Origin of the sequence: Candidatus Nitrososphaera gargensis Ga9.2 (assembly GCF_000303155.1) — an archaeon.
In the GTDB taxonomy this organism is placed as follows: Archaea; Thermoproteota; Nitrososphaeria; order Nitrososphaerales; family Nitrososphaeraceae; genus Nitrososphaera; species Nitrososphaera gargensis.
The window spans coordinates 1,591,929-1,616,256 of record NC_018719.1; the positions used below are offsets into that span (position 1 = coordinate 1,591,929).

40 protein-coding genes and 1 pseudogene are annotated in these 24,328 nt (G+C 45.9%); 24 read left to right on the top strand and 17 right to left on the bottom strand.

Annotation, left to right across the window (positions count from 1 at the left end; translation table 11 throughout):
- Nucleotides 1-2: 2 nt before the first annotated feature.
- The 4 genes and pseudogenes from NGAR_RS09530 to NGAR_RS09545 form a co-directional block, all read right to left on the bottom strand.
- Nucleotides 3-482 (bottom strand): CBS domain-containing protein, encoded by a 480-nt coding sequence (locus NGAR_RS09530; protein WP_015019498.1) that lies wholly within the window; start codon nt 480-482, stop codon nt 3-5.
- Between the two features lie 47 nt (nt 483-529).
- Nucleotides 530-952, bottom strand: coding sequence for a hypothetical protein (locus NGAR_RS09535; RefSeq protein WP_015019499.1), 423 nt, complete (start codon nt 950-952; stop codon nt 530-532).
- A 231-nt stretch (nt 953-1,183) separates the two neighbouring features.
- Nucleotides 1,184-1,518: pseudogene (locus NGAR_RS09540) on the bottom strand (DUF488 domain-containing protein).
- A 117-nt stretch (nt 1,519-1,635) separates the two neighbouring features.
- On the bottom strand, nt 1,636-2,070 hold the full coding sequence (locus NGAR_RS09545) for a hemerythrin domain-containing protein (RefSeq protein WP_015019501.1): 435 nt from the start codon (nt 2,068-2,070) through the stop codon (nt 1,636-1,638).
- Between the two features lie 132 nt (nt 2,071-2,202).
- Between NGAR_RS09545 and NGAR_RS19085 the strand changes: the two genes are divergently transcribed.
- The gene (locus NGAR_RS19085; RefSeq protein ID WP_015019502.1) at nt 2,203-2,742 is read left to right on the top strand and encodes a 4Fe-4S dicluster domain-containing protein; all 540 of its coding nucleotides are present in this window, start codon (nt 2,203-2,205) and stop codon (nt 2,740-2,742) included.
- A gap of 79 nt (nt 2,743-2,821) precedes the next feature.
- Here the strand turns inward: NGAR_RS19085 and NGAR_RS09555 are convergent, their stop codons facing one another.
- On the bottom strand, nt 2,822-3,304 hold the full coding sequence (locus NGAR_RS09555) for a universal stress protein (protein ID WP_015019503.1): 483 nt from the start codon (nt 3,302-3,304) through the stop codon (nt 2,822-2,824).
- A gap of 105 nt (nt 3,305-3,409) precedes the next feature.
- Here NGAR_RS09555 and NGAR_RS09560 point away from each other — a divergent pair, with 105 nt between their 5' ends.
- Nucleotides 3,410-3,823 (top strand): hypothetical protein, encoded by a 414-nt coding sequence (locus NGAR_RS09560; RefSeq protein WP_015019504.1) that lies wholly within the window; start codon nt 3,410-3,412, stop codon nt 3,821-3,823.
- Nucleotides 3,824-3,832: 9 nt separating this feature from the next.
- Here NGAR_RS09560 and NGAR_RS09565 read toward each other — a convergent pair whose 3' ends face one another.
- From NGAR_RS09565 to NGAR_RS09575, 3 genes are all read right to left on the bottom strand, one after another.
- The gene (locus NGAR_RS09565; RefSeq protein ID WP_015019505.1) at nt 3,833-4,516 is read right to left on the bottom strand and encodes a VIT1/CCC1 transporter family protein; all 684 of its coding nucleotides are present in this window, start codon (nt 4,514-4,516) and stop codon (nt 3,833-3,835) included.
- Nucleotides 4,513-5,859 (bottom strand): APC family permease, encoded by a 1,347-nt coding sequence (locus NGAR_RS09570; protein ID WP_148681260.1) that lies wholly within the window; start codon nt 5,857-5,859, stop codon nt 4,513-4,515. Before NGAR_RS09570 ends, NGAR_RS09565 begins: the two co-directional genes overlap by 4 nt.
- 141 nt (nt 5,860-6,000) lie before the next feature.
- On the bottom strand, nt 6,001-6,516 hold the full coding sequence (locus tag NGAR_RS09575; protein ID WP_187147449.1) for a CBS domain-containing protein: 516 nt from the start codon (nt 6,514-6,516) through the stop codon (nt 6,001-6,003).
- Nucleotides 6,517-6,613: 97 nt separating this feature from the next.
- On the opposite strand from NGAR_RS09575, the gene NGAR_RS09580 reads away from it, so the two are divergent.
- The 3 genes from NGAR_RS09580 to NGAR_RS09590 all read left to right on the top strand — a co-directional run bounded on the left by NGAR_RS09580 (nt 6,614) and on the right by NGAR_RS09590 (nt 8,323).
- The gene (locus tag NGAR_RS09580) at nt 6,614-7,171 is read left to right on the top strand and encodes a CBS domain-containing protein (protein ID WP_187147450.1); all 558 of its coding nucleotides are present in this window, start codon (nt 6,614-6,616) and stop codon (nt 7,169-7,171) included.
- Nucleotides 7,172-7,253: 82 nt separating this feature from the next.
- Nucleotides 7,254-7,859, top strand: coding sequence for a hypothetical protein (locus tag NGAR_RS09585; RefSeq protein ID WP_015019509.1), 606 nt, complete (start codon nt 7,254-7,256; stop codon nt 7,857-7,859).
- A 101-nt stretch (nt 7,860-7,960) separates the two neighbouring features.
- On the top strand, nt 7,961-8,323 hold the full coding sequence (locus NGAR_RS09590; RefSeq protein ID WP_015019510.1) for a nuclear transport factor 2 family protein: 363 nt from the start codon (nt 7,961-7,963) through the stop codon (nt 8,321-8,323).
- A gap of 147 nt (nt 8,324-8,470) precedes the next feature.
- On the opposite strand, the gene NGAR_RS09595 is transcribed toward NGAR_RS09590, so the two are convergent.
- A complete protein-coding gene (locus NGAR_RS09595) occupies nt 8,471-8,926 on the bottom strand; it encodes a universal stress protein (protein WP_015019511.1) in 456 nt (151 codons plus the stop codon).
- Between the two features lie 96 nt (nt 8,927-9,022).
- Between NGAR_RS09595 and NGAR_RS18435 the strand changes: the two genes are divergently transcribed.
- Nucleotides 9,023-9,334: a hypothetical protein gene (locus NGAR_RS18435; protein WP_148681263.1), complete on the top strand. Its 312-nt coding sequence runs from the start codon at nt 9,023-9,025 to the stop codon at nt 9,332-9,334.
- Between the two features lie 18 nt (nt 9,335-9,352).
- On the opposite strand, the gene NGAR_RS09605 is transcribed toward NGAR_RS18435, so the two are convergent.
- Entirely contained in the window at nt 9,353-9,769 is a 417-nt protein-coding gene (locus tag NGAR_RS09605; RefSeq protein WP_148681264.1) for a hypothetical protein, read from the bottom strand.
- A gap of 152 nt (nt 9,770-9,921) precedes the next feature.
- Here NGAR_RS09605 and NGAR_RS09610 point away from each other — a divergent pair, with 152 nt between their 5' ends.
- The 4 genes from NGAR_RS09610 (at nt 9,922) to NGAR_RS09620 (ending at nt 12,421) form a co-directional block, all read left to right on the top strand.
- Nucleotides 9,922-11,250: a multicopper oxidase domain-containing protein gene (locus NGAR_RS09610; RefSeq protein WP_148681265.1), complete on the top strand. Its 1,329-nt coding sequence runs from the start codon at nt 9,922-9,924 to the stop codon at nt 11,248-11,250.
- A gap of 136 nt (nt 11,251-11,386) precedes the next feature.
- Complete coding sequence (locus NGAR_RS09615; protein WP_015019515.1) at nt 11,387-11,869, top strand: Hsp20/alpha crystallin family protein; 483 nt, start codon at nt 11,387-11,389, stop codon at nt 11,867-11,869.
- Nucleotides 11,870-12,028 (top strand): hypothetical protein, encoded by a 159-nt coding sequence (locus NGAR_RS17535; RefSeq protein ID WP_015019516.1) that lies wholly within the window; start codon nt 11,870-11,872, stop codon nt 12,026-12,028.
- Nucleotides 12,029-12,112: 84 nt separating this feature from the next.
- Nucleotides 12,113-12,421 (top strand): hypothetical protein, encoded by a 309-nt coding sequence (locus NGAR_RS09620; protein WP_015019517.1) that lies wholly within the window; start codon nt 12,113-12,115, stop codon nt 12,419-12,421.
- A 59-nt stretch (nt 12,422-12,480) separates the two neighbouring features.
- On the opposite strand, the gene NGAR_RS09625 is transcribed toward NGAR_RS09620, so the two are convergent.
- The gene (locus NGAR_RS09625; protein ID WP_015019518.1) at nt 12,481-12,924 is read right to left on the bottom strand and encodes a CBS domain-containing protein; all 444 of its coding nucleotides are present in this window, start codon (nt 12,922-12,924) and stop codon (nt 12,481-12,483) included.
- Nucleotides 12,921-13,121: a hypothetical protein gene (locus tag NGAR_RS09630; RefSeq protein WP_015019519.1), complete on the bottom strand. Its 201-nt coding sequence runs from the start codon at nt 13,119-13,121 to the stop codon at nt 12,921-12,923. The genes NGAR_RS09625 and NGAR_RS09630 overlap by 4 nt, the downstream gene beginning before the upstream one ends.
- A gap of 98 nt (nt 13,122-13,219) precedes the next feature.
- On the opposite strand from NGAR_RS09630, the gene NGAR_RS09635 reads away from it, so the two are divergent.
- The 3 genes from NGAR_RS09635 to NGAR_RS09645 are packed head-to-tail and all read left to right on the top strand — an operon-like array spanning nt 13,220 to nt 15,237.
- On the top strand, nt 13,220-13,777 hold the full coding sequence (locus tag NGAR_RS09635) for a hypothetical protein (RefSeq protein WP_148681266.1): 558 nt from the start codon (nt 13,220-13,222) through the stop codon (nt 13,775-13,777).
- 42 nt (nt 13,778-13,819) lie between these two features.
- A complete protein-coding gene (locus tag NGAR_RS09640) occupies nt 13,820-14,413 on the top strand; it encodes a CBS domain-containing protein (protein ID WP_015019521.1) in 594 nt (197 codons plus the stop codon).
- An 8-nt stretch (nt 14,414-14,421) separates the two neighbouring features.
- Complete coding sequence (locus NGAR_RS09645) at nt 14,422-15,237, top strand: NAD(+)/NADH kinase (protein ID WP_015019522.1); 816 nt, start codon at nt 14,422-14,424, stop codon at nt 15,235-15,237.
- Between the two features lie 55 nt (nt 15,238-15,292).
- On the opposite strand, the gene NGAR_RS09650 is transcribed toward NGAR_RS09645, so the two are convergent.
- Complete coding sequence (locus NGAR_RS09650) at nt 15,293-15,763, bottom strand: universal stress protein (protein WP_015019523.1); 471 nt, start codon at nt 15,761-15,763, stop codon at nt 15,293-15,295.
- A gap of 100 nt (nt 15,764-15,863) precedes the next feature.
- On the opposite strand from NGAR_RS09650, the gene NGAR_RS09655 reads away from it, so the two are divergent.
- Together NGAR_RS09655 and NGAR_RS09660 are read left to right on the top strand one after the other, a co-directional pair.
- Complete coding sequence (locus NGAR_RS09655) at nt 15,864-16,304, top strand: hypothetical protein (protein ID WP_148681268.1); 441 nt, start codon at nt 15,864-15,866, stop codon at nt 16,302-16,304.
- A 64-nt stretch (nt 16,305-16,368) separates the two neighbouring features.
- On the top strand, nt 16,369-16,713 hold the full coding sequence (locus NGAR_RS09660; RefSeq protein WP_015019525.1) for a P-II family nitrogen regulator: 345 nt from the start codon (nt 16,369-16,371) through the stop codon (nt 16,711-16,713).
- A gap of 8 nt (nt 16,714-16,721) precedes the next feature.
- Here the strand turns inward: NGAR_RS09660 and NGAR_RS09665 are convergent, their stop codons facing one another.
- Nucleotides 16,722-17,558, bottom strand: coding sequence for a proteasome assembly chaperone family protein (locus NGAR_RS09665; RefSeq protein WP_015019526.1), 837 nt, complete (start codon nt 17,556-17,558; stop codon nt 16,722-16,724).
- A gap of 99 nt (nt 17,559-17,657) precedes the next feature.
- Here NGAR_RS09665 and thsB point away from each other — a divergent pair, with 99 nt between their 5' ends.
- A complete protein-coding gene (gene thsB, locus NGAR_RS09670) occupies nt 17,658-19,307 on the top strand; it encodes a thermosome subunit beta (RefSeq protein ID WP_148681808.1) in 1,650 nt (549 codons plus the stop codon).
- A 109-nt stretch (nt 19,308-19,416) separates the two neighbouring features.
- Complete coding sequence (locus NGAR_RS09675) at nt 19,417-19,632, top strand: hypothetical protein (RefSeq protein ID WP_015019528.1); 216 nt, start codon at nt 19,417-19,419, stop codon at nt 19,630-19,632.
- 367 nt (nt 19,633-19,999) lie between these two features.
- Here the strand turns inward: NGAR_RS09675 and NGAR_RS09680 are convergent, their stop codons facing one another.
- Together NGAR_RS09680 and NGAR_RS09685 are read right to left on the bottom strand one after the other, a co-directional pair.
- Complete coding sequence (locus NGAR_RS09680; protein ID WP_015019529.1) at nt 20,000-20,530, bottom strand: restriction endonuclease subunit S domain-containing protein; 531 nt, start codon at nt 20,528-20,530, stop codon at nt 20,000-20,002.
- On the bottom strand, nt 20,517-20,882 hold the full coding sequence (locus NGAR_RS09685) for a hypothetical protein (RefSeq protein WP_148681269.1): 366 nt from the start codon (nt 20,880-20,882) through the stop codon (nt 20,517-20,519). Before NGAR_RS09685 ends, NGAR_RS09680 begins: the two co-directional genes overlap by 14 nt.
- Before the next feature lie 35 nt (nt 20,883-20,917).
- Here NGAR_RS09685 and NGAR_RS17540 point away from each other — a divergent pair, with 35 nt between their 5' ends.
- Together NGAR_RS17540 and NGAR_RS17545 are read left to right on the top strand one after the other, a co-directional pair.
- Nucleotides 20,918-21,091, top strand: a complete 174-nt coding sequence (locus tag NGAR_RS17540; protein WP_015019531.1) for a hypothetical protein — start codon at nt 20,918-20,920, stop codon at nt 21,089-21,091.
- Nucleotides 21,092-21,109: 18 nt separating this feature from the next.
- Complete coding sequence (locus NGAR_RS17545) at nt 21,110-21,271, top strand: hypothetical protein (protein WP_187147451.1); 162 nt, start codon at nt 21,110-21,112, stop codon at nt 21,269-21,271.
- Between the two features lie 37 nt (nt 21,272-21,308).
- On the opposite strand, the gene NGAR_RS18440 is transcribed toward NGAR_RS17545, so the two are convergent.
- Entirely contained in the window at nt 21,309-21,461 is a 153-nt protein-coding gene (locus NGAR_RS18440; protein ID WP_228369145.1) for a hypothetical protein, read from the bottom strand.
- A 184-nt stretch (nt 21,462-21,645) separates the two neighbouring features.
- Between NGAR_RS18440 and NGAR_RS18805 the strand changes: the two genes are divergently transcribed.
- The 5 genes from NGAR_RS18805 (at nt 21,646) to NGAR_RS09700 (ending at nt 24,294) form a co-directional block, all read left to right on the top strand.
- A complete protein-coding gene (locus NGAR_RS18805) occupies nt 21,646-21,777 on the top strand; it encodes a hypothetical protein (RefSeq protein WP_266190235.1) in 132 nt (43 codons plus the stop codon).
- Nucleotides 21,778-22,064: 287 nt separating this feature from the next.
- The gene (locus NGAR_RS09690; protein ID WP_015019533.1) at nt 22,065-22,634 is read left to right on the top strand and encodes a poly(R)-hydroxyalkanoic acid synthase subunit PhaE; all 570 of its coding nucleotides are present in this window, start codon (nt 22,065-22,067) and stop codon (nt 22,632-22,634) included.
- Nucleotides 22,609-23,745 carry a class III poly(R)-hydroxyalkanoic acid synthase subunit PhaC gene (gene phaC, locus NGAR_RS09695; protein ID WP_015019534.1) on the top strand — a complete coding sequence of 379 codons (1,137 nt, stop codon included), beginning with the start codon at nt 22,609-22,611 and terminating at the stop codon, nt 23,743-23,745. Before NGAR_RS09690 ends, phaC begins: the two co-directional genes overlap by 26 nt.
- A gap of 56 nt (nt 23,746-23,801) precedes the next feature.
- Nucleotides 23,802-23,942 (top strand): hypothetical protein, encoded by a 141-nt coding sequence (locus NGAR_RS17550; RefSeq protein ID WP_187147452.1) that lies wholly within the window; start codon nt 23,802-23,804, stop codon nt 23,940-23,942.
- A gap of 43 nt (nt 23,943-23,985) precedes the next feature.
- Nucleotides 23,986-24,294 (top strand): hypothetical protein, encoded by a 309-nt coding sequence (locus NGAR_RS09700; RefSeq protein ID WP_015019535.1) that lies wholly within the window; start codon nt 23,986-23,988, stop codon nt 24,292-24,294.
- Nucleotides 24,295-24,328 lie beyond the last annotated feature (34 nt).

Below are 24,328 nucleotides of genomic sequence, written 5' to 3' on the forward strand. Positions count from 1 at the left end.
CCCTAGAAAAAAAGCTCCCAGACTTCTGACGCTGCAAGATCCTCGTCGGCCAGATTTCTCTTGAGATACCTTGCCAAGTCAGTAACTGTAATGATGCCCATAATATCTTGATTGTTCGCATCCTCGACCAAGAGATGCCTTAGTTTTTTCTGTCCCATTACCCGCGCGGCATCTTCGACAGACGAACCTTTCTCTATAGACACTACTTGGTATGACATCAATGAGCCGGCGGTGATGCCACTTGGAGGCACACTGTTTGCAACGATCTTTACAACATCGCGCTCTGTCAGTATCCCAATAATCCTGTCTTTGTCATCAGTTATCGCTATCGAGCTTATGTTGCGCTCCATCATTCTTTTTGCAGCATCAAATACGCTGTCCTTCCATCCCATTGTGATCATCTTGGTGGTCATGTAATCTGCAACTGTTGCTCCACTATTTTTCTGTGACATTTCATCGTTATGTTTAACATCAAATGACATATGCTGGTGGAATGTTGTGCACTGCACTGCATTCATAATTTAATAAGCTACCGATGAGAAACCAGCTTGCTGAATTGGCTTCTCGCCTCTTGTTCTGGTTCATCTAGACTGCCTTCTGCTATGGCAGATTGCGTATCTGCTTCAATGATTTCCAGCATGTAAAGTCCAAGCTTGGTCAATTTCACCTTACTGCTTAGAACTCCAAAGTAGTAATCCCCGGTTTCAAGAACGTGTTGAACAACACCGCTCTTACTCATGGTCTCTGGTGCAGATAGCGTGGCCGGCTTATCAAACTCGATGACTCCTTTGGCCATCGCCCTGTTGACATCTTTCCGCGTAAAGCCATATTCTAGTAGCTCAAGGATCGACAGGCTTGCCAAGTTCACCACAGTGACAACTCTAATCATTACCGGATCGCTCAGCAATCCAGATAAGGCATCATGGTCAAGTGGTATTGTCGAGTCACTCACATTGTAACTCTGCACTTGTAGTAGATATGTACCACGAATACACTGTCGTGCAACGCACTCACATCATGGCAACGTGAAAAGCTTGAACATAGTATTTCTCGCCAAATTGAACTTACAGATGAAGAAATTAGAACGATAATTGCAATTCTAATTCTCTGCATATGTATTGTCAATTTAGCGTAGGATCAAGTTCTCCTATGACTATCCACCAGATGGAGATTTGAAAGTACCTTATTTCGCCAGCTTTTCAAGCAGATATTCCTTGAGTGCCACTGCATTGTTGAATTTCTCATCCTTGGCACCATAAAGCAGTAATACCGAAGTGTCAGAATGAACTTTTGCAGAATTGGCTCAACCAATTCTTTCTTGCCGTCTAGCTCTTTGAAATACCGCTCCTTGAATTCATTCCACTTGCGGGGGTCATGCCCAAACCACTTTCTGAGCTCATCGCTCGGAGCTATGTCCCTTAACCACAAGTCTATGTCTGCTTCTTCCTTTTTCATGCCCCTAGCCCAAAGCCTGTCTACAAATATATTGAAACTTCCGACAGTGGCATGCTTCTTCATGCTGTAGATTCTTCGCGTTTCAATCACCATGATGGAAGCCTCACATAGCAATATCTCGAATTACTATTTAAGATCTATACAAGGACGTAACTTAATGTTCAGCTACCGGGACAAGGCTTATTGTCGCTGCAGAGAACTTGCCTTTATAGCAAGAGGAAACATTATTTCTTCTTCCTCTGAGAAATGAGTCCTCAGATTCTGGATAAATTGCGTCAGCTCCTGTTTTGCTTGCTGTTGTGGCATAGTTGTTGTCATTTGAGGGAGTTTGTGTTTGAAGAACTCCATAATCCAGTTGTGTTCTTGTGCGATCTTGATAGATTCTTCCGCTTGCTCCCTTGCTTTGTGCATGATGACGCGCATTATTATTGCTTCTTCCTCTACCGCATGACGTAAAATAGGTTCACTTAGTTCCTCCAGTATCCCCATGGATTGATTGTTAACGGTGGCGATAGTTTCTAATTCGGCTAACTTCAATTCAAATTGGCGGTGTTCTTTTTTCAGCCTTTCTACCAGATCAGGTATTGGCTCATCAAAGTTGATTTTATGGCTCAAACAGACACTTCATTCCTCCGGCAGTGGATTTACTGTGACAATCGACTAATGAGTATCATCAGATAAAAGCATTGATAATTGTTGTAATCGAATGTGAACAAGCTCTATACGCAATGTGTTCTTTAAACCACCATGCCAATTGACGCAGATTTTCCAAAGAACCATCAAGTGATTGGAAAACACCAGCATTCTGACGGCGAGCATTTTCATTTCGTATGGGGACCGGGAAGGTATGCTGAAGCTGCGGAAAACGAGGAAGTCAAGAAAGCCTACGAAGCAAGAGGTGAGCAGCTTGTACCACTTGGAGTGCACGGTACGATGGTCGCTCTTGATTGGGATTCTTGCATCGCCGATGGAGCTTGCATAGAAGCATGTCCTGTTCAAGTCTATCAATGGTACAGAAGCGAGCAGGATGTGCCGGGAATAGAAATGCAGAATGCAACGAGCGCAGGCACTGGTGAAGACCACTCTAGGGATGGCCGCAAAGACTACACTGACAAGTCAGACCCAATAAGGGAGCACGATTGCATCTGGTGCATGGCTTGTGTGTCGGTGTGTCCTACCCAAGCAATCAAGGTTGACCAGTCAAACCTAGAATTCCATGAAAAGGCTGCAGGAACATTCAATGAGGCATTAGCGAAAGGAAGCGCGCCGCCCCCACATGCACATTAGAGGCTCATCTCCTTATCTTTTGTTTTCTGAACTGTTTTCAACAGCCTTATCTTTTTGATTTTTCAGCAGTATCCTGCAGTCAGTGAACGATCATTACCGGGCATGGTGCTCTTTCACTGACGCTTCTTGAAACGCTGCCCAGCGTTCTTATCTTGGATATCCCCGACCGGCCGACATTTCCTATCACTATCAGGTCAACCTTTTCTTTTTTGGCAAATTCTATAATCATATCTGATACGTGGCCTGCTAGGATCTTGGTAGTTATTTCAAAATCGCTAAACTTCTTGACTTCGTCCTTTTTCTTAGCCAGCGCGTCAACAGCGTTCTTTTCCATCAACTCATAAACCTCTTTGAGATATTGTGAAAGCATTATCTTCTCGCCTGTCTTGATAGACCGGGCAGGCCGATCAATAAAATGATAGTTAGGAAATTCTGCAATTACATGCAACAATATCACTTCCGGCTTTATTATTCCATGTGCTTTTGCAATGTTTACTGCTTGATCAAGCGCACGGCCAGCCGGTTCAGAACCGTCGTATGGAACAAGTATCCTTTTGAACATAGGATAAAGCTCGCCGTGACTCTAGATAAAGATGCAGGATTATACTGCAATGCACTGCATACATGCACGTTAATTATTCAATACCCTCATAATCATTGAGCGAGAATGAAAAACTACAAGAGAATAGGATTTGTATTGGCCGCTTTATCCGCAGGAATAATAGCGGCAGCAGGGATATTGCATCTAGAAATTGCTTTTGAAGTAATGCCTACAAGCATATTTGCAGCTGGCATTTTCATTGCATTTGGCATTCCACAAATAGCTTGGATCATTCCTACAATCAAACAACTGGGCACAAAGTGGTACATCGCAGGCATCGCATGGAATGGAGCGCTGATAGGGTTCTTCCTTATGACGCTGTTTCCAAACCCTGTAACCGGAATTGCCATTCCACCAGTGACAACTGACATTGCGATAGAAATACTGCAAAGTACATTCATTGGACTTTCAGCGCTAATGGTACTCTATGAAAGGAAACGAAAGCGCTTGACAGAAAAGGAAAGGACGGGCCTGACCTAGCCCTCTTTTTTATACAACCAGATTGAGGAGATAACCCACGACGTATGCGACGGCAGCAGCAATCCCTCCAACTAAGAGTGTGCTAAGCCCTGACCTGAGCAAAGGCTTTTGCACGATTCTTCCCTTTACGCCCCCTACTAGAAAGAATGCAGCTGCAGTGAATATTACAGAATAGATGAAAGCATCATTGGGCGATGCAGAGGAGCCAACAACAAACATCACCACGAATGGAAGCAGCGGGATCAAGCCTACCGCGTTGAATGCCGCAAATGTTGTGACCGCAGCGTCACGGGGCCGCTTGCTGTCCTCGATAAGGCCAAGCTCTTCCCTCATCATAGTGTCTATCCAGACTTTCCGACATGATATGATGACCCTTACCACCTCGTTTAGCAGCTCGTCTTTGAACCCCTTCTTTGCGTAAATGTCCCGGATCTCTTGCTTCTCCTGCTCCACAAGGTTGTCAATTTCCCATTCTTCTCTTTTCCTTGCCTTTTCAATGTATTCGCGCTGGGCTTTTGTCGCCAAGTAATTGCCGACAGCCATTGAAAACCCGTCTGCAAGTAGGTTTGCAAACCCAAGTATGAGCACTATTGAAGGCGACAGTGACGCGCCGATGACTCCTGCAACCACCGCAAAGGTGGTAACTGCGCCATCGGTTGCGCCATAGACAAAGTCTCCGAGGGACCATCTCATGAGTACCGTTTGCTCCTGTACCTCTCTATTGCTGCATAGCTTGCCAACCCGATTGCTACGGTAGCGGCCCCAGCAATCATCGTTCCGCTGTCAAACTGCGACAGCATAGCCAGCGACGTTATGAATCCAAGCCCTGCCAGCACCGGGAACCAGCCAATTCTTACTGGGGACCTAAACGGCCTTTCAAGCTCTGGTTGCTTGTGCCTGAGCCAGATCAGCGCCAGATTGACAAGCGCATATACCATGAATATCGCAAATACTGCAATGTTGGCCACTGCAGAAATGCTCCCCCGGGAAAAGACAACCATGGCCGAGGTGAGCAGCATCATCAAAACGACTGCAATCCACGGTGTCTTTGTCGCAGGGTGGACCCTACCCAGCACAGCAGGCAGGGCGCGCTCTCTTGACATCCCATACATTATCCTAGACCCGGCGATCAGCATCATCAGGACTGTATTGGACGTGGCAAACAGCGCTATTGCAGAAAGAACAGTCACGCCCGGTCTTCCAAAGGCTTTCTCTGCCGCCAGCGCAAGCGGCGCTCCTGTAGAGGATAGCGCTTCCCATCCTACCAGCGCTATAGCAGACACGGCAATCAGAATGTAAACTCCTGTTGTGACGGCAATTGAAATGATGAGAGCCTTTGGGATTGTCCTTGGCGCATTTTTAGTTTCTTCAGAAATGTTGGCAAGATTTTCAAATCCATAATATGCAAAGAATACGAGTCCGGCAGCGCCTATTATAGCACCTACGGACAGCGAAAGCGTCGAAGCTGCTGGCGGCAGCTCGTAATAGTCAACCCCTGCAAACGAGCCCAGCAGCACCGCCGCCAGAACAACTATTGCAAGACCTGCCAGTTCTATGAGCGTAAACGTGGTGTTCATCCACACCGATTCCCTGATGCCTATGAAGTTGATGGCCGACAGTGCCGCTAACAGCGCGACAGCAGAAAGCACCGGATCAAACTGAGGGAGAAAGCTTGCCAGGTATCCGGAAAAGCCGATGGCTACTGCGGCAGCAGACGCCACTGCTACAAAGGTTATCAGCCACCCGGTGATGAACGCCACCAAGTTGTTTTTGAAGGCGTTCTTGGCAAAGACGTATTCTGCCGCGCTCTTTGGGAACATGGAGGATAGCTCAGCATAGCTGAGCCCAGTAAAGGTGGCAATGACAGCGGCGATCACAAAAGATATCCACATCGCGTTGCCGGCAATCCCTGCCACATCTCCTATCAGGACGTAAATGCCAGCACCAAGTATCAGCCCTACGCCGTACATCACTGCCTGAAAGAGGTTGATGTTCCGCTTCAGGCCCGGCTCTTTCTGCTCTCCGACTTTCAACACAAAGTAACTCTCCTTATCACTATTATGAAATATAGGAATGCAGTGCAGGGCAGTGAACTACCTTGCTTCTTTACGCTGCCCTTACTTCCAAAATAAGTCCGATGCCGCATCCACATAGGATTGTAATGTTGTTAAAAAATTTCATTTGGGGCTGCCTCCTGGAAATGGCACTTCCCCAAGCATGAATTCGCCAAGCCTCTCGTAGACTGGCCTGTATTCTACCAAGAGGCTTTCGCAAAAGCTCGCTACAAGCGACTGGCTTCTCATAAGCGCCCTGAATATGTCCTTGTCAGTGACTATCCCAACTATCTTTTTCTCTTTGTCGATCACCGGAAGCCTGCGGATGTTGTTCAGTTCCATAGTCTGAAGTGCATCCCTGATTGAACCCATTGCGTCTATGGTGATAACAGGCTTGCTCATTATATCGCGCGCAGACATCTGAAGCATCAATGCCTTTTCGGCCCCTGCTATGCGGACAATGTCCCTCTCTGTTATTATGCCCACTGGCCTGTTTGGATCAGCATTTTTTACAATAACTACGCTTCCAATGTTGTTGTCAGCCATGATCTTGGCAACCGCCTTGACGGTCTGGCTTTCCTTGGCCGTCTTTACGTCCCTGACCATGACGCTGGAAACGGTTATCGATTCTATGCTCATGCTGGATTGTTCGGCTTCATGGTATTTTACGTCTAGGAATGTTGTGCATTGCACTGCAAACATCCACAATATATCGCCGGGTCGCCAAAGTCGACCTATGTATCAGGAATACGCTGACAAAAAAGCTGGCGATATTGCAGAAAGGGACATTTTAGTGATGGACGAATCTGCCTATGTTGCCGATGCTGCAAGGGCCATGCGGCAAAAGGGTGTATCAAGCGTCCTTGTGAGCAGGAAAGCGGCCATGGAGCCAATCGGAATAATCACAGAAAGAGACATCCTTTACCGGCTGGTGGCAGAGCATAGAAGCCCATTCAAGACGGTTCTTAAAGATGTAATGAGCTCTCCCCTGATAGTCGTTGACGAATCTGCAACTGTCAAGGATGCAATCGTGCTAATGAGAAAGAACGGTATTAGAAGGATGCCTGTAACAAAGGAAGGCAAGGTTGTAGGAATGCTGACTCTCAAGTCGGTCGTAGGAGATTCACGCGAAAAGAGCATAGAGTTGATAGATGTGGAATTGCCCGCTACGATAAGCAAGGTTGCATGCCCCTACTGCGGATCAAGGTTTGAGAACAAGCAGGACCTGTCAAAGCACATCGATAGGCTGCATCTTGGAAGTGGTCTTCTAGAAGGGGACCTGCGCCAGTGGTGAAGCGTATCAACTAACAGTAGTTACCCGCAGACGATCACAAAACGTTTTATAATAATGCAATATTGAGTATAAAGAGCGCCAAATGCCAGACGATCCCAGCATATCTGAGAACGTGCCCCAATCAAAGAAGACTCGTAGCGTTACATTCAGACTAGATTCCTCGGTAATTGATGAGCTCCAAGCAGAAGCGGACAACAGAGAGATTTCTCTCAATGTGCTTGTCAACCAGATCCTAAAGAGGTATTCAGAATGGGAAAGATTTGAAAACAAGATTGGCATGATGCCAGTCCCAAAAGTAATCCTGTCCAGCCTAATAGACAAGGCCATTTCCGTGGCAAAGAGCAGCGGGATCAAGGATGTCGACCGCTACAGGGACGAAATCATAAAACAGGCTGCACAGATTGCGTTTGGCTTGATGAAGGACTCGGTGCTCTTCATGAAGAGGCAGTACAACCTGTGGGTGGTGCTGGCAGTGCTTGAAGAATACATGAAGGTTTCAGGCATTAAAGCCGACCACAAGCTGGAAGGCTCTAGGAAGCACGTCTTTATAATACAACATGAGCTTGGTGAAAATTGGTCTCTATTTACAAAAGAGCTGCTGAACCTTATATTCCAGAATCTGGCCAATGTCAGGGCTGACATCAACACGACTCCAAACACAACCGTGGCTGAAGTCGTGCTAAGATAACACTGCATTGCAGTGCAATCCTACCAGTTATCTATGTTGAGCCTGTACATAGAGTATCAAAAGAGTGAATAATATCTTTGAAGGTTAGAAGTAAAGAACGAATGCCACTTACAGGCGAGGAAATTGTATATCGATACTTCAAATGTATTGATAGCAAGGATCTAAATGGTATTCTCGACCTTTTTGACTATGATGCTGTGATTCATGAGCCGTTCAGCAACATACCAGAAGGATTGAAAGGCAGGTCCTCGATAGAGCCATTCCTCAAGGTGGCAATGATGGCCAACTCCAGCCTGCAGCGCACGATCAAGATCGAAAAACCAAGCAAGCCTGATGCCAACAAGATAACGGCGCTGATAACATTTGAAAAAGGAGACAAGGTTAAGGGCCGGTTCACATTTGAATTCGAAAACGACACGGCCGGCGCAAAAAAGATCAAGTCACTGAACATCGAATTTCTTTAGGTTTTTGTAATTCTATAACGAAGAAGGGTGATTTGCAGCTATCCGCTTTGAAGTGTTGGCTAAAGGTGGAGTAGATTCTGAGGCTAGTAATCAGGTTCCCGTTGTAAGCCTGCCTAGTTTAGAGCAGCAATTTGACAATGCGATTTGTTATCTGATAATCATGACAGGACAGCTGGCCGTTTCTGATACCCTTCTCGCTATGCTACCCAAGGTGATCATTTTTGTCGCCTTCAACTGCCTGCTGCCGATAATTATCATTTCTGCTTTTTCAGCATTTGCTATCGATACAATTTCTTCAGCAGGCGACCCTACACCAAGTAGGAATCTGGCGCTCACTCCGCCTTCTCTTGCTTTTTGAATCCTGTCCTTCAGCATGATCTCTGCCCCTGTCTTTAGGATTCTGATAAGTTGCGTCTTGGCATTTTCAAGTGTAGTCTTTTCGCTTATCAGACCAAGGGTTGCGCTTGGAGGGACGAACCTGCTGTCAACGATGTGCACAATTATTATCTCAGACTTTAAGACCCTCGCGAATTCTATTGCCTTGTCAAGAGCTCTATCTGACATTTCGGTTCCGTCATGCGGCACCAGTATTGGTTTTGCCATAGCCTTGACACGGAATACATGATATTTACGTTTGAGGGTTGTATTGCATTGCACTGCATTCTTGCTGCTTAATTATCTGTCCGTTCTAACGTGAACATGGTACGTGCGAAGAAAAGCTATCAAAGAAGCTCAGATTCGCCGGAAAACCTTGTCTCTCCCTACGAAGATATTAGCACAAGACAGTTTCACATAACCGGGGAGACATTCCCTACTCTTGCTCTTGGCATATGTGACAATTGCCACTGGTGCTATTCATGCATAAATGCAAGAGGTGTTATCAAAGTATGCCCGGTGTGTGGAGAAGAAGTATCGCAGATTCCAATGGATATTGATGAAATTTGTTTGATAGAAGAAGACGAGAAGCGCGGCATTACGTTGAATTTTGACCGCAGGCTTCCTCTGCGGTGACTATGCACGGATAAGCAACTAATTTTCATTTGGCACGTCGTCTATTGTCCTTTGGAAGAAGGCATCATAGTCAATGTTTGATCCTCGTACATCGCTCAGTTTTTCAAAGTTTGCAGGATAAGATGGACCGATTGGATAGTTTTCTCTTACTACCTTGTGCCCAGAATTTGCCTTATGTTCTGCCGCAGCTCTACGGTCTTTAAAAGTCAGCCTGCAGCTAAGGCATACATAGAATTCCCTTTTCTCCACTGGTTCAACCGGCTCCCCAATTGCGATATCCTCAAACGGCAATATCTCAGGAAGCGAATCTGCAGGCTTGCTAAGCTGAATTGGAGGAAATGGCTCAAAGCGCGATAGAAAATACTCCTCTTTGATGTCGTCATGGAGCGTGGCGGTCTTGTGTTCTATTGCCGATGCTAGGATCTTGAACGTCAAGTTGCAAGCAAAGCATCTGTAGTATTTTATGACCACGTTATTCAGTGCCTGTAAGGCAATGACAGTGGTACATCTATTTATCAGCCACGAGTGTATTGCAATGCACTGCATACGCGGCAGTTAATTCTCTGCAATGAAAAGTTGCAGCCAAGATGAAAGATAATTTTGAAAAGAAACGAGCAGGCGCTTTTGTTTTGTGGGGCATACTAGTTGCTTCCGCGGTAACAGGGGCATTGCTTTCGGTTTCCAATATGAATTTCGGCGACAAAGTAGGTGCGTCAGCAGCTGCAAGCCCTGTACACAGAGAATACACGCTGGTGGCAGAAGATGCAGAATTAGAAATAGCTCCGGGAGAAGTAGTAAAGCCATGGACGTTCAACGGCACTATGCCGGGCCCCACGCTACGGTTTACTGAAGGCGACAATGTTACAATCCACTTCATCAACAAGACGCCGCTGATTCACACGGTGCATTTTCACGGAAATCATGACGAAAAAAACGATGGAGTACTTCCACAGATAATACCCGCCGAGAACTATACATACAATTTCATTGCCGATCCGGCTGGGGCATTTATGTATCACTGTCATGCGTATCCAACCTCGCTTCACATACGGATGGGAATGTACGGCTCGATTATCGTAGACCCGAAGGATTCCGAGGTTTTGAAGCCTGCAAAAGAGTTTGCGCTGGTATTGAGCGAGTTTGATCCTGATAATCAGGACAACTTTGTCGCAAAATACTATCCCGTAAATGGCTACATTGACCAGTATATGGGAGAAAACGCATTGAAAATAAAGCAGAACGAGCTTGTAAGACTCTATGTCATCAATATCGGCACGACAATACCATATTCATTCCATCTTCACAGCACAGTGTTCAAGGTTTACGCATCTGGATTGCCGTCAAATGATCCGATAGATGCCCAGACTATCGAGATTGGTCCGGGAAATGCTGCGATCGTAGAAGCTGTCTGGAAGTCGCCGGGGACATACATGTTCCATAGCCACGGCTTTTTGGAAGAGCGCGGCAACATGGGTGCGGTGCGTGTGTTGTCAGACGGCTCTGGTGAGCAGTTGTCAGAAAGCGTATCAATGATCGATTGGCAATATGAATTGCAGAAAGAACTTCAAAAACCGACAGTAATTGATTACGACAACTTGTCAGGCTCTGCATCCGCACAGTCGCACAGTAGTTCGGCTCATGGTGGGACGACAGTAAAGATCGTTAAAGGGGCATGGGATAAGAACCAAAGAGACTACTATGAGCCGGCAGAGATAACGGTTGAGGAAGGAGCTGTAATAAACTGGATAAATGAAGATGGCGTCGTACATACTGTGACTAGCAAGCAGCAAGGTCTTTTCGACTCTTCCATAATCGCTGCGGGTCAAGAATGGCAATACCAATTCGCTGAAGAGGGCGAGTACGACTACTATTGCATAGTGCATCCGTGGATGGAAGGGATAGTGCACGTAGAATAACCGGGTGGTGCGTCACACGCCACCACTATTTTTGACACACCAATGTCGAGAACTTCCTTTCTCATTTTTGGACAAGATTATTGTGCATTGCACTGCATACCTACTTTTCAAATAGAAATAAACCGGTATTCTCAGTATGACAAAATCAGGTAAGATTGCCAAAAGAGAGGATAAGCAACTAGGATACCTAGACGACATTTTTGAGAATTTTAGAAGGGAAGTTGAGAGCGCCTTGAAACCATGGCATGCCGGGTTCAGGTTTCCATCGCTGTTCGATGGAGAAACCAGAGTGCCACTATGCGACATGGCAGACAGAGGAGACAGATACGAGCTGCAGGTAGAGGTGCCTGGAATCGAGAAGGACAAGGTAAACGTCAAGGCCACGGGCAACTCTGTAGAGATATCAGCAGAGCAATCAGAAAAGACGGAGGAAAAGAGAAAAGATTACGTATACAGCGAAAGGTCCCACAGATCCTTCTACCGCAAGATACCTGTGCCAGAAGAAATAGTGCCTTCAAAGATCGACGCCAAGATGAACAACGGCATACTCGTTGTCAAGCTTCCAAAGAAGAATCCTACCAAATCCAAAGAAGAGGCAACAAAGGTCGAGGTAAAGTAAATGACTAGGATGCGGATGTCCCACAACTACCACGAGGTAAAGGCGTTCAACCCTGAAACCTTTTGCACAAAGTGCGGGACAGCCACTCCGCGCGTGTGCGAATGGTGCGGGGCATGCTACACCTGCCACAAAGGCGCACCTGAAGAAAAACACTTCTGATGTCTCCCCCTTTTTATTGGCAGTCGGCTAATTTTTCTTAGGTTTTAACTGGCTCGATAGATGATACACATATGTTCTAGGAGATTGCACCCTGTTAGCTTAATTGCTGGTGTTCTTTCTGTTGTTTGGTGCTTTGATACGATTGACTATGATGAGCAAGTGTCCAGTTACTGTACCCAGACGTTTGTTATTTTGGACAAGTGGCTAAATCAGCTGGGACGGGAGAAAGGTGATGAAGCTCTAAAAATTATCAAAGAGGCATTGCGGAATAACACTAAAGCAAATATCACGTATTATCAAGAGTTTGCCAAAGAAGCAAAAGAGAACGGACATGTTGAGCTCGCTTCTCAAAACATGCTTCTCGCAAGGTTGTACAAAGGACTGTTGGAATAACAGCATTCTTAGCCGAACCTAGTCCGATAGCCTTTCGTTATGCAACAAAATTTAATCGACTAAAAGTCGAGTATGGCTTTGAAATGACCGTAACGTTTGTAATCATTTGCAAGTATTTTGGCCAGTTTTCTTGTGATGTCTGTGATTGATAGCACGCCTACCAGAGAGCCGTCCTGCTCTAGCACAACAAGCCTCTTTATCTTGTTCTTTGCCATCACAGCGGCAGCAGTTTCAATAGAATCATATGTCTTGATAGTAATAACCGGAAATGACATGATATCTTGAACTGCAATCTCTCTTGGAGATTTATTCAAGGCAGTAACCTTCTTGAGAATGTCTCTTTCAGTAACTATGCCAACTGGCTTTTCTTCGAAGTCTACAACTACAACAGAACCAACCTTGTTCTTTACCATGAGCTTGGCTGCATCCAAGGCTGACGGGGTACGGTCGACCCTCAGGGCGACGATCTTTCTTGGCGACACGATTTCACTTACTGCGCTCATTCTTTTCGCCTGCCCATGAAATAGTACGGCGGCCAGAAAAATGCAGCCCAAGGATAGGTTATGAAAAATAGCACTGATGCAATGGTCATCTTGTAGATATAATCGATCAATGTAGAGGTGTACCACTCAATGAATGTTTCCCCAATTTCATTTTCCTCCACCCCATCTGTGGGTGATTTCGCCAGTTCTTCCATCATCAGCTGGAATTGGTCTCCTTTGACTCTTAATCACTATGTTTGCAGAGCCACGCACTGTACTCTTTGTCGATAATAACATGCAATCACGCATTAATCATATGAATAGATCAGGGTTAAACTACCAATCCAAAGGCACTTGGACCAAGAGGTTCATGGCGGCGGCAGTTGTGCAGGGCGCTGTTGTTGCAGGACTAACTGTATTTCTAGTGCTTGGTCAAATATCTTTCATAAAGCCTGAAGTATCAAGGGTCATGGCGGCAGGCGGCGCAGGGACATGGTTTACTTTTGGCTACATGATGTATATCATCGTCGGGGTGATGGGAGTGGCAGTTTCTGCACTTTTCTACCATTACCTTGAAAACGTGCTTGGAAGGCGCATTCGCAGAAGCGCCAAGGCACTTGCTTGGACCCATCTTGTGTTGATGAATGTCGGGACAGCCGCAGCAATGGGATTGCTCATGTATGCAGGATATCTTGGTGGATCCTCGATGTTGCCCGAGAATGTAGGAGGGCAGGGCTTTAACGCAGGACAAGCGCATGAAATACTAGCGCCTTTCGTAGAGCCAATATCGGTAGCAATATTGGTGATCGTCGCCAGTGTCGTGGCAGGTGGAACAGGCTTCCTTATGACCTATAGATATTCAAATACATCGTAGTTCAGAGTTAGAACCCGAGGTAGACATTACTTGAGAAGCTTGATGGTCGACGAGAAAAAGAAAAGTACCATCACCAACCTTTATCGCTACTCTGACCTTTCAGTTGAAGCTATAGCACAACAGGTCGATATGGATGCAAGTGCTGTCCAGCAAATTATTGATAACCTGACAAGGGAAGATGCGCTGGAAGTGTTGATAGAGCAGAGCATAACCAAAGTTGAAAAAATAATGTCGCCCATTGTTATTAGCCTAGATGTTTCCAAGACACCTAGAGAAGCGGCGGCGCTAATGGCTGAAAATCAAGTTGGAAGCGTCGTGGTGACAAAGAATGGCAAACCCTTTGGCATCGTTACACAAAGCGACATCGTGAGATGGGCTGGCAAGTGGCCAAAGCTGCTAGATTCTAAACTGGAAGGCATTGCGTCTGTACCGCTAATAAAAGTAGGCCGCGGGACAAGCGTTGAAGAAGCCGCCCAGATCATGATGAAAAATCAGATACACAAACTGCCAGTGGTTGACGGAGAAAAGCTTCTGGGCATAGTGACGATTACAGACCTAGCCGTGTTCCTATCACCTTCAAGAAGGCCGGGCCTGGCGCTGTCTGTATTACAGGCTATATCCAGAGGAACAAAGTAGAGGCTTCATTGAAGTTTGGGATATTCGTTCATCCAAAACGCCCCAAAGTTCCTGTTGACAAGATACTAAAGCATATAGAGTCTGCAGGCGCATCGTGCTCTCGAAAAGACCCGGATGTCGCCATAGTTGTAGGAGGGGACGGCACATTTGGATACTATGGAAGAACGCTTTCTATTCCGATGTTGTTTGTTGGAGTACGAGACAATAGTATCGCAGGCAGCAGGGCAAGGCTAGCCGAGATATTCTATGACGACCTTGCCAGAGCCTTGCATGATATCGAAGATGGCAGATACTCAGTTGAAGAGAAGAAAATGATTTCTGTGTGCTTGAATGGGCATTCAGTTGACGTGTTGACGGATGTTTATCTTGAACGCGGCAAGTTTGCAGGATGCCTCAGATATGCGACAATGGTCAAACCTTCTGATAGAAGCAAATTCATCCACTTTGGCGATTATGCGATTGGCAACGGAGTCATCGTCAGCACATCATTTGGAGCCGGAGGGTATTTTTCATATCCTAATAGGCTGTTGCCATACCGACAGGCAAGCATAGGTCCTGCGAGTTTTGGTGATAACAGGATTGGCATATGCCATATAATACCGACGTACTTGGTAAGGAAAAGAAATGGAACAACTCGTCAAAACAGCCGAGTCAGGTATACCGTACCGCGTCAGTCAATTATCGAGATAAAACTACTTCGAGATGCCAATGCACGCCTATATGGCACAACCATGCATTCAAAAGGAGTTGCTGTCAGGCGAGGCGATATAATAACAGTCACCCCGTCTAGGCGTACGGCCAAAATTATAAGGTTAGGAAATTAAGCAGTCTATTTCATGTGTTCGCAGTAACTGTGCTAGCGTGTTTCCCCACATCCTATCATCTTGCCACAAGAACAGGGCAGGGTGCATGGTTCGACACTCCACTGGCAACGCTGCCTAGGAGCAGCCGCTTGAAACTTGACAGCCCTCTAGTTCCTACAACTATGAGATCAACAGCATTTTTCTCTGCATACTCTACTATCATTCCAGTCACTGACTTGCCGGTGTCGTACAAGATCTCTCTCCTTGCCTCAAGATTCGCCTTACTTGCTTGTTCCTCATAACGCTTCATCCACTGCAGAGCCGATTCTTTCCTTGCCCTGTTGTACCCTTCCACCAACTTGACATCACCGTACCTTGCTCGCGCTCCTATTACGCCACCCATCTTTATGTCCTCTATTACGTGCACAAACACCAGCTCTGCGCTTGTCATCTTGGCTAAATTGATAGCATCTTCAACCGCCTTATCGGATGACGGCGATCCATCTACCCCTACCAATATTTTTTGTATGGATGATTCTCTGACCATGAGTGCCTTTGCAGCATACTAGGATAAAGCATCTAGGATTGCAGTGCATTGCAAGGCATTCGACCAAAATATAACATATTCAAACCAATTCTTGGATGTAATGCCAATAGAATGGGATGTCTTGGTTACAGAAATGGCAATGCTTGGCACAATAATCTACAGTGCAATATTTGTGGAAAACTGGATTGCAAAGAGAAAAATGCATCTGAAAGAAAAGGAAGATGGCAGACGGACTATTGAGTTTGTTGCCAACGACCTCAAGAAAAAAATCCGGTTCATAGATGACTCGGTGCAGTACAAGGATTTCAAGCCATTCTTCACGGACATGTGGGATGCCATCATCTTGGGCGGCAAGCAAACAGTTCTCCCCTTTGAGCTATTTGAAAACCTCCAGCATACATACTCTTGGATGAAATATTATAACAACGAGCTTGAACAAAGGGAGAAAGGCGACGGCGAAGCGGTTGTAATGGAGATTCTGGGCGAGGTGAAAGGATCCATCGGTCAGTCTCTGAAACTATTGAAAGAAGCCAAATTGTAAAAGAGTGCAGTGCAGTACACAACAATCCTATTACTTATTACACTAGGACGGTTTGAACTGTCGGATGAAGAAACTCGATATCATAATTCCGCACGAGAACCTGGTGGATGTCAATAGGATACTACACAAGCACGGGGTAGGCGGCATGTCATTTTACGACATCAAAGGTAGAGGGAGAGCAAAGCAAGAGCCAGTTTCGGTCGGCAGAGGAGTTATGACGTATGTGCCAGAGTTTGGCTACCGTACAAAAATAGAGGTGGTGGTCTCTGATGCTTTGGCAAAGTCCATCATTGCCGATGTGCTAAAGTTACTTGGTACTGGCTCGTCTGCTATCGGCAAGATTTTTGTCTATGACGTAAAAGAAGCGTATGACCTAGGAACAAAGGAAGAAGGGGATTCGGCGCTCTAAGTCATTTTTTATTTGTATATTCTTTCAGCCTCGCGGCTTGCCGAGCGCTCATAGTCCTGCAGTTGTTGTCGGTGCATTTTCAGAAATTCTTCCAAATGTTTCTTTATCATTTCCACTTTTTGCCTCAGCGAAGAAGTATCGACCTTCAAGCCGGGTAGAATCTTGGGCAACGCTTCTAGCACGATGGCGGCTCCTTCAGGATCAGGCGATTCTACCATTGTTGGGATCATCAAGGCGGTGCAGCCGAGACCGCGTGCGGCGCATACGGATAAGAGCGAGCCGGAAAGACCAACAATAATCGCATCATCCGGAACTGCCATTCCAAGACTATCGGCCGGATTGGGGCTTTGGGCAGATGGCTTTTCTGCAAGTTCATTTCGCAATAGCATCGCCTTTCTTTCAAGCAGGTACGGGGGGCTGAAATTGGCTGGCAGTATGCCGCCAAGCACTACTATTTCACTGACCTTTGCGTTCATGCACCAGTCAACGATTGTGTTAATTATGGAATAGGTCCCCCTTGCAGTCACCGGTACTTCACAAATCAGTGCGCATACCGTCCCTGAATCATTGGCGTAAATCCTGAACGCATGCCTGAACCTCTTTCCTATGAAAATTGCAGCCGGCATTACATGTTGGGATTCTATGTATCCAATCTGATGCATCTTTAGCTGTTCTATGATGTGGTTAATTGTAACTGACCCTATCATTCCACTGTCGGGAAAGCCTGCTATCAGCACAGGTCTTTCAAGCACGATTTTTTGGTTTGTAACGGGCAAGACCTTTGTGTATCCATCTGAGACGACAGGCAGATTGTTGCTATTCTTCCTATTCGGTCTAGGGTTCATCTATCGCTACTAGAGCAGCAGGATAAATATCAATATTGTTTGCAGTGCATGGCAGAGTATCCTCCCAACAGAAATAGTGGTTACAAGATAATTGCTCTGATGTCAACACTATCGGTTGCAGGAACCACTAAAGAAGGTATTCCAATACTGCTATTGAAAGAGGGGACATCCCAGACAAAGGGAAGGGATGCAATAAGAAATAATGTCGAGGCCGCAAAGCTCGTTGCCGCTATCCTAAAGCCTGTCCTTGGCCCGCGTGGCATGGACAAGATGCTTGTAGACTCCCTCGGAGATGTTACAATAACAAACGATGGCGCTACGATTTTGAAGGAAATGGATGTGCAACATCCTGCAGCCAAGATCATGGTCGAGATAGCAAAAACTGTGGATGAAGAGGTCGGCGACGGGACCACTTCCTCTGTGATAATTGCCGGGGCAATGCTGGAAAAAGCTGAGGAGCTGCTGATCAAAAAGGGGATACACCCTACAATTATTGTTGATGGCTACCGCAAGGCGATGAGAATGTCGATAGAGATTCTGAACAAGATAGCCGAGGATGTGAACATTAACGATCATGCTGTCCTGAAGGATATAGCAAAGACAAGCATGGAGTCAAAAATTGTCTCTGTTGACAGTGATGTCTTGGCAGACCTTGCTGTCAAAGCTATTTTGACAGTGGCCGAAAAGGCAGATGGTGCTAACGGAGATAATTACATGGTGGCAGATCTGGATAATGTGAAAGTCCAGAAAAAGGCGGGAGAATCGATGGGTGAATCCAGCTTGATTGAAGGCATAATTGTGGACAAGGAAATCACCCATTCGGAAATGCCAAAAAGGATCGAAAATGCACGGATCCTGCTTCTGAATTCTGGTCTGGAGATTGAAAAAACAGAGTTTGACGCAAAGATAAGCATCGACAGGCCCGAGCAGATGAAAATGTTTCTAGAGGAAGAGACTAGGATGATAAAGGCAATGGTGGATAAGATTGCTGCAGTAAAAGCAAATGTAGTGTTCTGCCAGAAAGGAATAGACGACATTGGCCTACACTATCTTACAAAGGCAAACATTTCCGCTGTAAGAAGAGTAAAAGAATCTGACCTTGATGCATTGGCAAAAGCCACGGGCGCAAGGGTAGTCACGAACATTGACGATCTCTCGCCAGACGATCTTGGGTACGCGCAGCTTGTTGAGGAAAAGAAGGTCGAGCTGGACAAATGGGTCTTTGTAGAGAAATGCAGGAATCCCAAGGCAGTGTCAGTACTGATACGTGGCGGCTCGCAAAGGATTGTTGATGAAGCTGAGCGGTCAATCCATGATGCATTAATGGTGGTAAAAGATGTTGTCCAAAAACCAGCAATAGTGGTTGGAGGAGGCTCGCCTGAAGCTTATGTGGCTCAAAGATTAAGGGAATGGGCTCCGTCAGTCTCCGGCAGAGAACATTTTGCCATTCTTGCATTTGCAGATGCCATCGAGTCAATACCCGTTACGCTAATTGAAAATGCAGGAATGGATACAATCGATACGATTACCCAGATACGTTCGAAACAATCAGCAACGAGCCTCTGGATGGGCGTTGACGTAAAAGAAATGAAAGTCACGGACATGCGTAAGAAGAACGTGATAGAACCTCTTGCCGTCAAGGAGCAGGTACTAAAATCGGCTACAGAAGCAGCTGCAATGCTGCTGAGGATAGATGACATTCTTGCAGCGTCGCCTACGCCTGCAGCCGGTCAGTCGTCGACGAAGTAAAACGCCGTCTATTTTAGCTAAGCACCCAATAAGCTCCAAAAGACTAGATCGCAGTGCGGTGCACCGCACACCTGAAGTTATTATCTTGCAATACATTTAGTTCTCACGTATGAGGATGGGAAAAAGAGAAGTTCACGAGTTTTTACATCCACTTGAGCCGGTCTATAAGGAATGCCTGTATTGTGGCGAAAGAAAAAGCATGGTCTGTTTGACCTGCGGCTATTGCTATGAGTGCCATCCGGCAATTGAACAGATGGAAAGAAGGCTGCTAGCAAAGGCTCCCAATGTTATCATTTCTACGCTGGAAGATATAGAAGCTGCCTGATAAGAAAAACATCTGGTATATCTTCTTGCGTAATGGGATGGGCATACTTGAATACCTCTCCTAGAAGAGGCTTAATTTCAGTTTAGGATGACCAGTCCCGTCATTTCCATTTATGAAACGTAATAGAGAATTGTTCCATAATACTTATATCAAACTCCCTCCACGATTGTGGAGCTGGCAGGTTCTTGCTCAGTAAGGAAGCTTATGAGAAATTCATGCGCGATGTCCAAAAGCAAATAGATGATGCTCATAGACGCTGTTAAGTTGGCTGCGGATTTTCACCTTTCCTGACAGATGTTAAGTTACGGGTGATATTTTGACGGGCAGAAATGGGTGTTAAGATAGGGATGAAAAGTTGATTGTCGGCTCAGTCTTTATAGTAGCCGTGCAAGTCACGCCTGCCGCCACCGCTCCAGTTTACAGGCAGGTTAGGAATGGATGGTTCGCTCAGACTTGCAAGGTCATAGATTACTTTTGTCAGATCATTTGATGGTTGGACATTCTTCATTATTTCCATAACATGAGATTGCAATGTTTCGACCTGTTGCTTTGCTTTCTTTAGAATAACATCCTTATCCTGCTTGGGAAGTGGAACAAGAACATTATCTATGTCTTCTGATCGAATTGTTGGCGTAACAGACCCAGATATGAATCGCCTTGTCAAAGCCTGACCTAATCGAGAGTTCATAACCTGTACAATGTACGGTGCGTATTCAGCATACTCCTTGTTGAGCTGTATGCGATAAACATGAGAAGAACATGCAACTTTTTCGTGTTTAAATTCATCTCTAAGTGTATCAATAAGCACCTTCGAGATGTAACAATAAGCTGCTGGCATACCATCTTTGGTCAAAAGAATATCATTTTCAATAACTATAAAATCATCAGGCTCCTTCATTTTCTGACATTGAAGTAAATTTCTCAAATAGCGGATAGACTACATTTGGTCTGATGTTGTTGCCCTCAATCAACGGTACATCGCCATCTTCAGTTGGCGAAGCTCCAGTTACTCTAAGTGAACATAGTTCTGAAAAGCGTTTGACCTCAACCACATCTCTATCTTGTAGTGCCTTCAGTGTCTTTAAGGCATTGAAGTATGAAGCAGACCAATAGTTGTTATCCAGTCTTTCATCTAATCTCTGAGTTAACGTAAACGACGAGTCCAGCCAGATGGGTAGTTTCTCTTCCAGTATTTTGACCTTGATTTTTTTCAGCTCGTCCTCAACATGATTTTTTGTTGATGCTGCCATTCTTTTCACCAAGGTGGTCTCCATTTTTGCCAGTATTGGTAAACTGTTGTAAGGTCAGCATATCAAATGAAAAGGACTGCATCAAGGTCTACTGCAAGGGATGGGTTGAAAAGCAGACTTGGCGCGAGATAAACGACATTCGCAGGATAAACGGCTTTGCGTGGCTGTCAAATGGCAAGGACTCATGCTGGATAAAACTCATTTCCTAGATGCAGGTGATTCTTGGCATGGTTGTATCAGACAAGGAAGTAGTCAGAAGATCGAGAGAAACGATAGAGTTCCTCAAGGTAGAATCTATTGGCGGCGTTTGGAATACGCCGCAGCTGATCGATATGTTAGAGGACTTGTTCAAGGAAGATTCCAAGATATACAAGAATAAAGAGCGATGAAATACTATTAGATCAGGATGCAGAGAACCCTTTTCCTCTATTTGTGAAATTCATTTCTGGCTATTTGCTCTATCTTCTTTATCTGCTCGCTAGTAAATCCAGCATCGTGAAGTCTCCATTTCATTCTGTTGATCCTATCATCTATGAACATCTGCAAGTACAACTCAGGCGGGAGAGATGCTTCTGGCATAGAAGTAATAGCCTAAGTAGTGGCTCTTAACCATATCTGTATCACCCCTATCCTAACACCCACTTTTCCACGTCAGAAAATCAGCCGCAAGTTAACGCCCGGCTGGAAACCTGAAAATCAGCAGCCAACTTAACAGTGTCTATTAACGTTGTATTTTTATATTTGAACAGGCCTCTTTTTACCCATGGCAGCCAACAATGCGCCAAAAAGCAGGGTGGTTCCGATACCAAAAGGTAGCGGGCCCGGTGGGCTTCGATCCCACGACTTCCGGCTCTCTTCAATAGAATTTAGAAGGCAGGCGCTCTATCCATGCTGAGCTACGAGCCCGCTCAGGAAACTGTCTTGCTGACAGACAGTTTGCATGGGCAGCAGAAAGGCGACCCGATCCTTTATAAAATGTTTATTGGATATGGCTCTTCCGGGCAGACAGCCAATTGTTGACTGCACCTATTCGTTATCCCAATTTCCACATACAAGAGATGTTAATTATTCAATCATGAATGCAAAATCTGTACTAATGTTGCATGATTAATGTAAATTCCATACCAAGAAACTATAATAGCCAGTCGACGAAATTTTACTGGTGTTATCAAGTGAAATTTGATGGCTGAAAATAACAACAAGGACTTACAGGGTTTTACCCAGGAACAGATGAACAAGATGTTTAGCTTTTGGACCGATGTCATGAAGCTGCCGACGATCGGACCGATGTACGCTTTTTCAAAGGATGTCAGCTCGTATGCCAACGACTTTGTCACTTTAGGCAGGGTGATGGCCGAGCTCAAGACAAACATGGACAGCTACTGGTCGCTCTTGAGCACCACATTCACAAGGGCGATGAAGGAAACGATGGAGCGGGCCCCAAAACAGCTGATCTCAAAGGACGATTTTGAAAATTACAGGCGCGCGGCGATAGAGGCGTTTGAAGACGCGTTCACCGACCTCTTTGCGTCGCCGGAATTCTCTTCAGTCTATGGCAAGCTGTTCAGCAGCCAGCTGGACGTGTCAAGGGCGATCCAGGGCATTGCAGAAAAGAATTCCAAGACGCTCAACCTGCCTACAAGGAGCGAAGTCGACGAGATCCTGAAGGACATTGCCGAGCTAAAAAGGAGCGTCCGAGATTTGAAAAGGAGTTTGGAGATAAGGAATGGCCAAGCAAGAGCTACGACCTGATCAAAAACCAGAGGTCCAGCCGCCTGCTGCTGCAGCGGAGAAGGCGAAAGAAGCAAAAAAGAAAGAGCCGACGGTCCTCGAAGAATTCGAGGAAGCGTACCGCAAGCTCGAAAAGGCAAAGAACATCCTTCACACTGCCGGCAACATTGAAGTTGGCCAGACTCCCCATGAGATTCTTGCAGAGACAAGGACCTACAGGCTGCTGCACTACCAGCAGATGGTCAGCAAGACTGCCAAGACGCCTATACTTGTCGTTTATGCGCTGATCAACAAGTCTTATGTCCTTGACCTCCAGCCTGACAAGAGCTGGATCAGGAGCCTGCTGAGCCAAGGCTTTGATGTCTACCTGATCGACTGGAAGGCTCCAACTGCTGTGGACAAGTACGTGACATTCGACGACTATGTCAACTGCTACATTGATGACTGCGTCAATATTGTGCTGAAAAAGACCAAGGCAGACAAGCTGACGCTGCATGGCTACTGCATGGGCGCGACCATGTCGACGATGTATACGACTTTGCACCAAGAAAAGGTGAGGAACCTTGCAGTCATTGCCCCTGTCGTGGACACCGAGAAGGACACGACGGTCATTGGCAACCTTGCAAAGAACATAGACGTGGACAAGATGGTAAGCGTCATCGGAAACCTGCCTGTCGAGCAGTTGTACGCGTGCTACTCTGCCCTCAAGCCATTCAAGCAAGGCGTCAACAAATATTTCAACTTGGTCCAGAACATCGACAACGATCAATTTGTTGGCAACTTTTTGCGGCTCGAAAAGTGGCTATACGACACGCCTCCGATAGCGGGCGAAACATTTAGGCAGTGGATAGCCGACATTTACCAAAAGAACCTGTTCGTAAAGAACGAGCTAAAGCTAGGCAACGAGCTGATCGATCTGTCAAAGATCAAGGTCCCGCTGCTCAACATCGTGGCGGACGAGGACCACCTTGTGTCGCCTCAGTGCAGCGCGCCTCTCAACGACGTGGTGTCAAGCACAGACAAGCGCCTCATGAGGTTCCACACCGGTCACGTGGGGCTGATAGCGAGCCTCTACTCGCAGAACAATGTGCTGCCAAAAGTGGGGCAGTGGCTCAAGGCAAGGTCGCAATAGCAAATAAAAAAGAGTACTCTGGATTTTATTTATAATTCCTTGGCTCATTATGAATCATGAGTAACAACAAACTCTGGTTTGGTTGTCCAAAGTGCTTCCTTGCCTTTTACAGCAAAAATGAATATGAGCATCATTACAAAAGCGAGCACCCCAAGAGCGAGCTCAGGGATGCCGAGCTGGTAGAGTCAAAGGGATAGCCTACAACTACCTTTTAATATCCTATTTTCGTTTTCCTAGGGCATGGCCCTATTTGGAATATTCGCAACTCATAGCCCAGAGTCATGTCCGCTCAACAACAAGCAGAGCAGGGACACGTTTGTGCAAATAGACGAAAAACTCAAGGCGGCAACTGCAAAGCACAATATCACAAACATAGTCGGCTTTTACATGTCAGTCCTTGAGCACCAATGGGTGATCATTGTGGAGGCGAACAACGCACACGACATAGAGACCATGTGCATCGAAGCCGGCATCTCTGCCTTCAACACCGTCAAGATAGTGCCGCTCAACAACTTTGATGTTGTGATGAAGAGGATCAAAGGCAGTTGAGCTGAACCATACCGTAACTGTCGGTAGAGCACAT

Coding starts and splice junctions, on each gene's coding strand:
- NGAR_RS09675 (WP_015019528.1), top strand. CDS start 19,417: ATGAGGATGGGAAAAAGAGAAGTTCACGAGTTTTTACATCCACTTGAG.
- NGAR_RS09700 (WP_015019535.1), top strand. CDS start 23,986: ATGGCCCTATTTGGAATATTCGCAACTCATAGCCCAGAGTCATGTCCG.
- thsB (WP_148681808.1), top strand. CDS start 17,658: ATGTCAACACTATCGGTTGCAGGAACCACTAAAGAAGGTATTCCAATA.
- NGAR_RS17545 (WP_187147451.1), top strand. CDS start 21,110: ATGGTTGTATCAGACAAGGAAGTAGTCAGAAGATCGAGAGAAACGATA.
- NGAR_RS09590 (WP_015019510.1), top strand. CDS start 7,961: ATGCCACTTACAGGCGAGGAAATTGTATATCGATACTTCAAATGTATT.
- NGAR_RS09565 (WP_015019505.1), bottom strand. CDS start 4,516: ATGAGATGGTCCCTCGGAGACTTTGTCTATGGCGCAACCGATGGCGCA.
- NGAR_RS09580 (WP_187147450.1), top strand. CDS start 6,614: ATGTATCAGGAATACGCTGACAAAAAAGCTGGCGATATTGCAGAAAGG.
- NGAR_RS09575 (WP_187147449.1), bottom strand. CDS start 6,516: ATGAGCATAGAATCGATAACCGTTTCCAGCGTCATGGTCAGGGACGTA.
- NGAR_RS18805 (WP_266190235.1), top strand. CDS start 21,646: ATGGCAGCCAACAATGCGCCAAAAAGCAGGGTGGTTCCGATACCAAAA.
- NGAR_RS09660 (WP_015019525.1), top strand. CDS start 16,369: ATGAAGAAACTCGATATCATAATTCCGCACGAGAACCTGGTGGATGTC.
- NGAR_RS09595 (WP_015019511.1), bottom strand. CDS start 8,926: ATGGCAAAACCAATACTGGTGCCGCATGACGGAACCGAAATGTCAGAT.
- NGAR_RS19085 (WP_015019502.1), top strand. CDS start 2,203: ATGCCAATTGACGCAGATTTTCCAAAGAACCATCAAGTGATTGGAAAA.
- NGAR_RS09655 (WP_148681268.1), top strand. CDS start 15,864: ATGCCAATAGAATGGGATGTCTTGGTTACAGAAATGGCAATGCTTGGC.
- NGAR_RS09560 (WP_015019504.1), top strand. CDS start 3,410: ATGAAAAACTACAAGAGAATAGGATTTGTATTGGCCGCTTTATCCGCA.
- NGAR_RS09555 (WP_015019503.1), bottom strand. CDS start 3,304: ATGTTCAAAAGGATACTTGTTCCATACGACGGTTCTGAACCGGCTGGC.
- NGAR_RS09690 (WP_015019533.1), top strand. CDS start 22,065: ATGGCTGAAAATAACAACAAGGACTTACAGGGTTTTACCCAGGAACAG.
- NGAR_RS18435 (WP_148681263.1), top strand. CDS start 9,023: ATGGTACGTGCGAAGAAAAGCTATCAAAGAAGCTCAGATTCGCCGGAA.
- NGAR_RS09625 (WP_015019518.1), bottom strand. CDS start 12,924: ATGAGCGCAGTAAGTGAAATCGTGTCGCCAAGAAAGATCGTCGCCCTG.
- NGAR_RS09685 (WP_148681269.1), bottom strand. CDS start 20,882: ATGGCAGCATCAACAAAAAATCATGTTGAGGACGAGCTGAAAAAAATC.
- NGAR_RS09680 (WP_015019529.1), bottom strand. CDS start 20,530: ATGAAGGAGCCTGATGATTTTATAGTTATTGAAAATGATATTCTTTTG.
- phaC (WP_015019534.1), top strand. CDS start 22,609: ATGGCCAAGCAAGAGCTACGACCTGATCAAAAACCAGAGGTCCAGCCG.
- NGAR_RS17535 (WP_015019516.1), top strand. CDS start 11,870: ATGACTAGGATGCGGATGTCCCACAACTACCACGAGGTAAAGGCGTTC.
- NGAR_RS09530 (WP_015019498.1), bottom strand. CDS start 482: ATGTCATTTGATGTTAAACATAACGATGAAATGTCACAGAAAAATAGT.
- NGAR_RS09650 (WP_015019523.1), bottom strand. CDS start 15,763: ATGGTCAGAGAATCATCCATACAAAAAATATTGGTAGGGGTAGATGGA.
- NGAR_RS18440 (WP_228369145.1), bottom strand. CDS start 21,461: ATGCCAGAAGCATCTCTCCCGCCTGAGTTGTACTTGCAGATGTTCATA.
- NGAR_RS17550 (WP_187147452.1), top strand. CDS start 23,802: ATGAGTAACAACAAACTCTGGTTTGGTTGTCCAAAGTGCTTCCTTGCC.
- NGAR_RS09610 (WP_148681265.1), top strand. CDS start 9,922: ATGAAAGATAATTTTGAAAAGAAACGAGCAGGCGCTTTTGTTTTGTGG.
- NGAR_RS09585 (WP_015019509.1), top strand. CDS start 7,254: ATGCCAGACGATCCCAGCATATCTGAGAACGTGCCCCAATCAAAGAAG.
- NGAR_RS09615 (WP_015019515.1), top strand. CDS start 11,387: ATGACAAAATCAGGTAAGATTGCCAAAAGAGAGGATAAGCAACTAGGA.
- NGAR_RS09635 (WP_148681266.1), top strand. CDS start 13,220: ATGAATAGATCAGGGTTAAACTACCAATCCAAAGGCACTTGGACCAAG.
- NGAR_RS09665 (WP_015019526.1), bottom strand. CDS start 17,558: ATGAACCCTAGACCGAATAGGAAGAATAGCAACAATCTGCCTGTCGTC.
- NGAR_RS09630 (WP_015019519.1), bottom strand. CDS start 13,121: ATGATGGAAGAACTGGCGAAATCACCCACAGATGGGGTGGAGGAAAAT.
- NGAR_RS09640 (WP_015019521.1), top strand. CDS start 13,820: ATGGTCGACGAGAAAAAGAAAAGTACCATCACCAACCTTTATCGCTAC.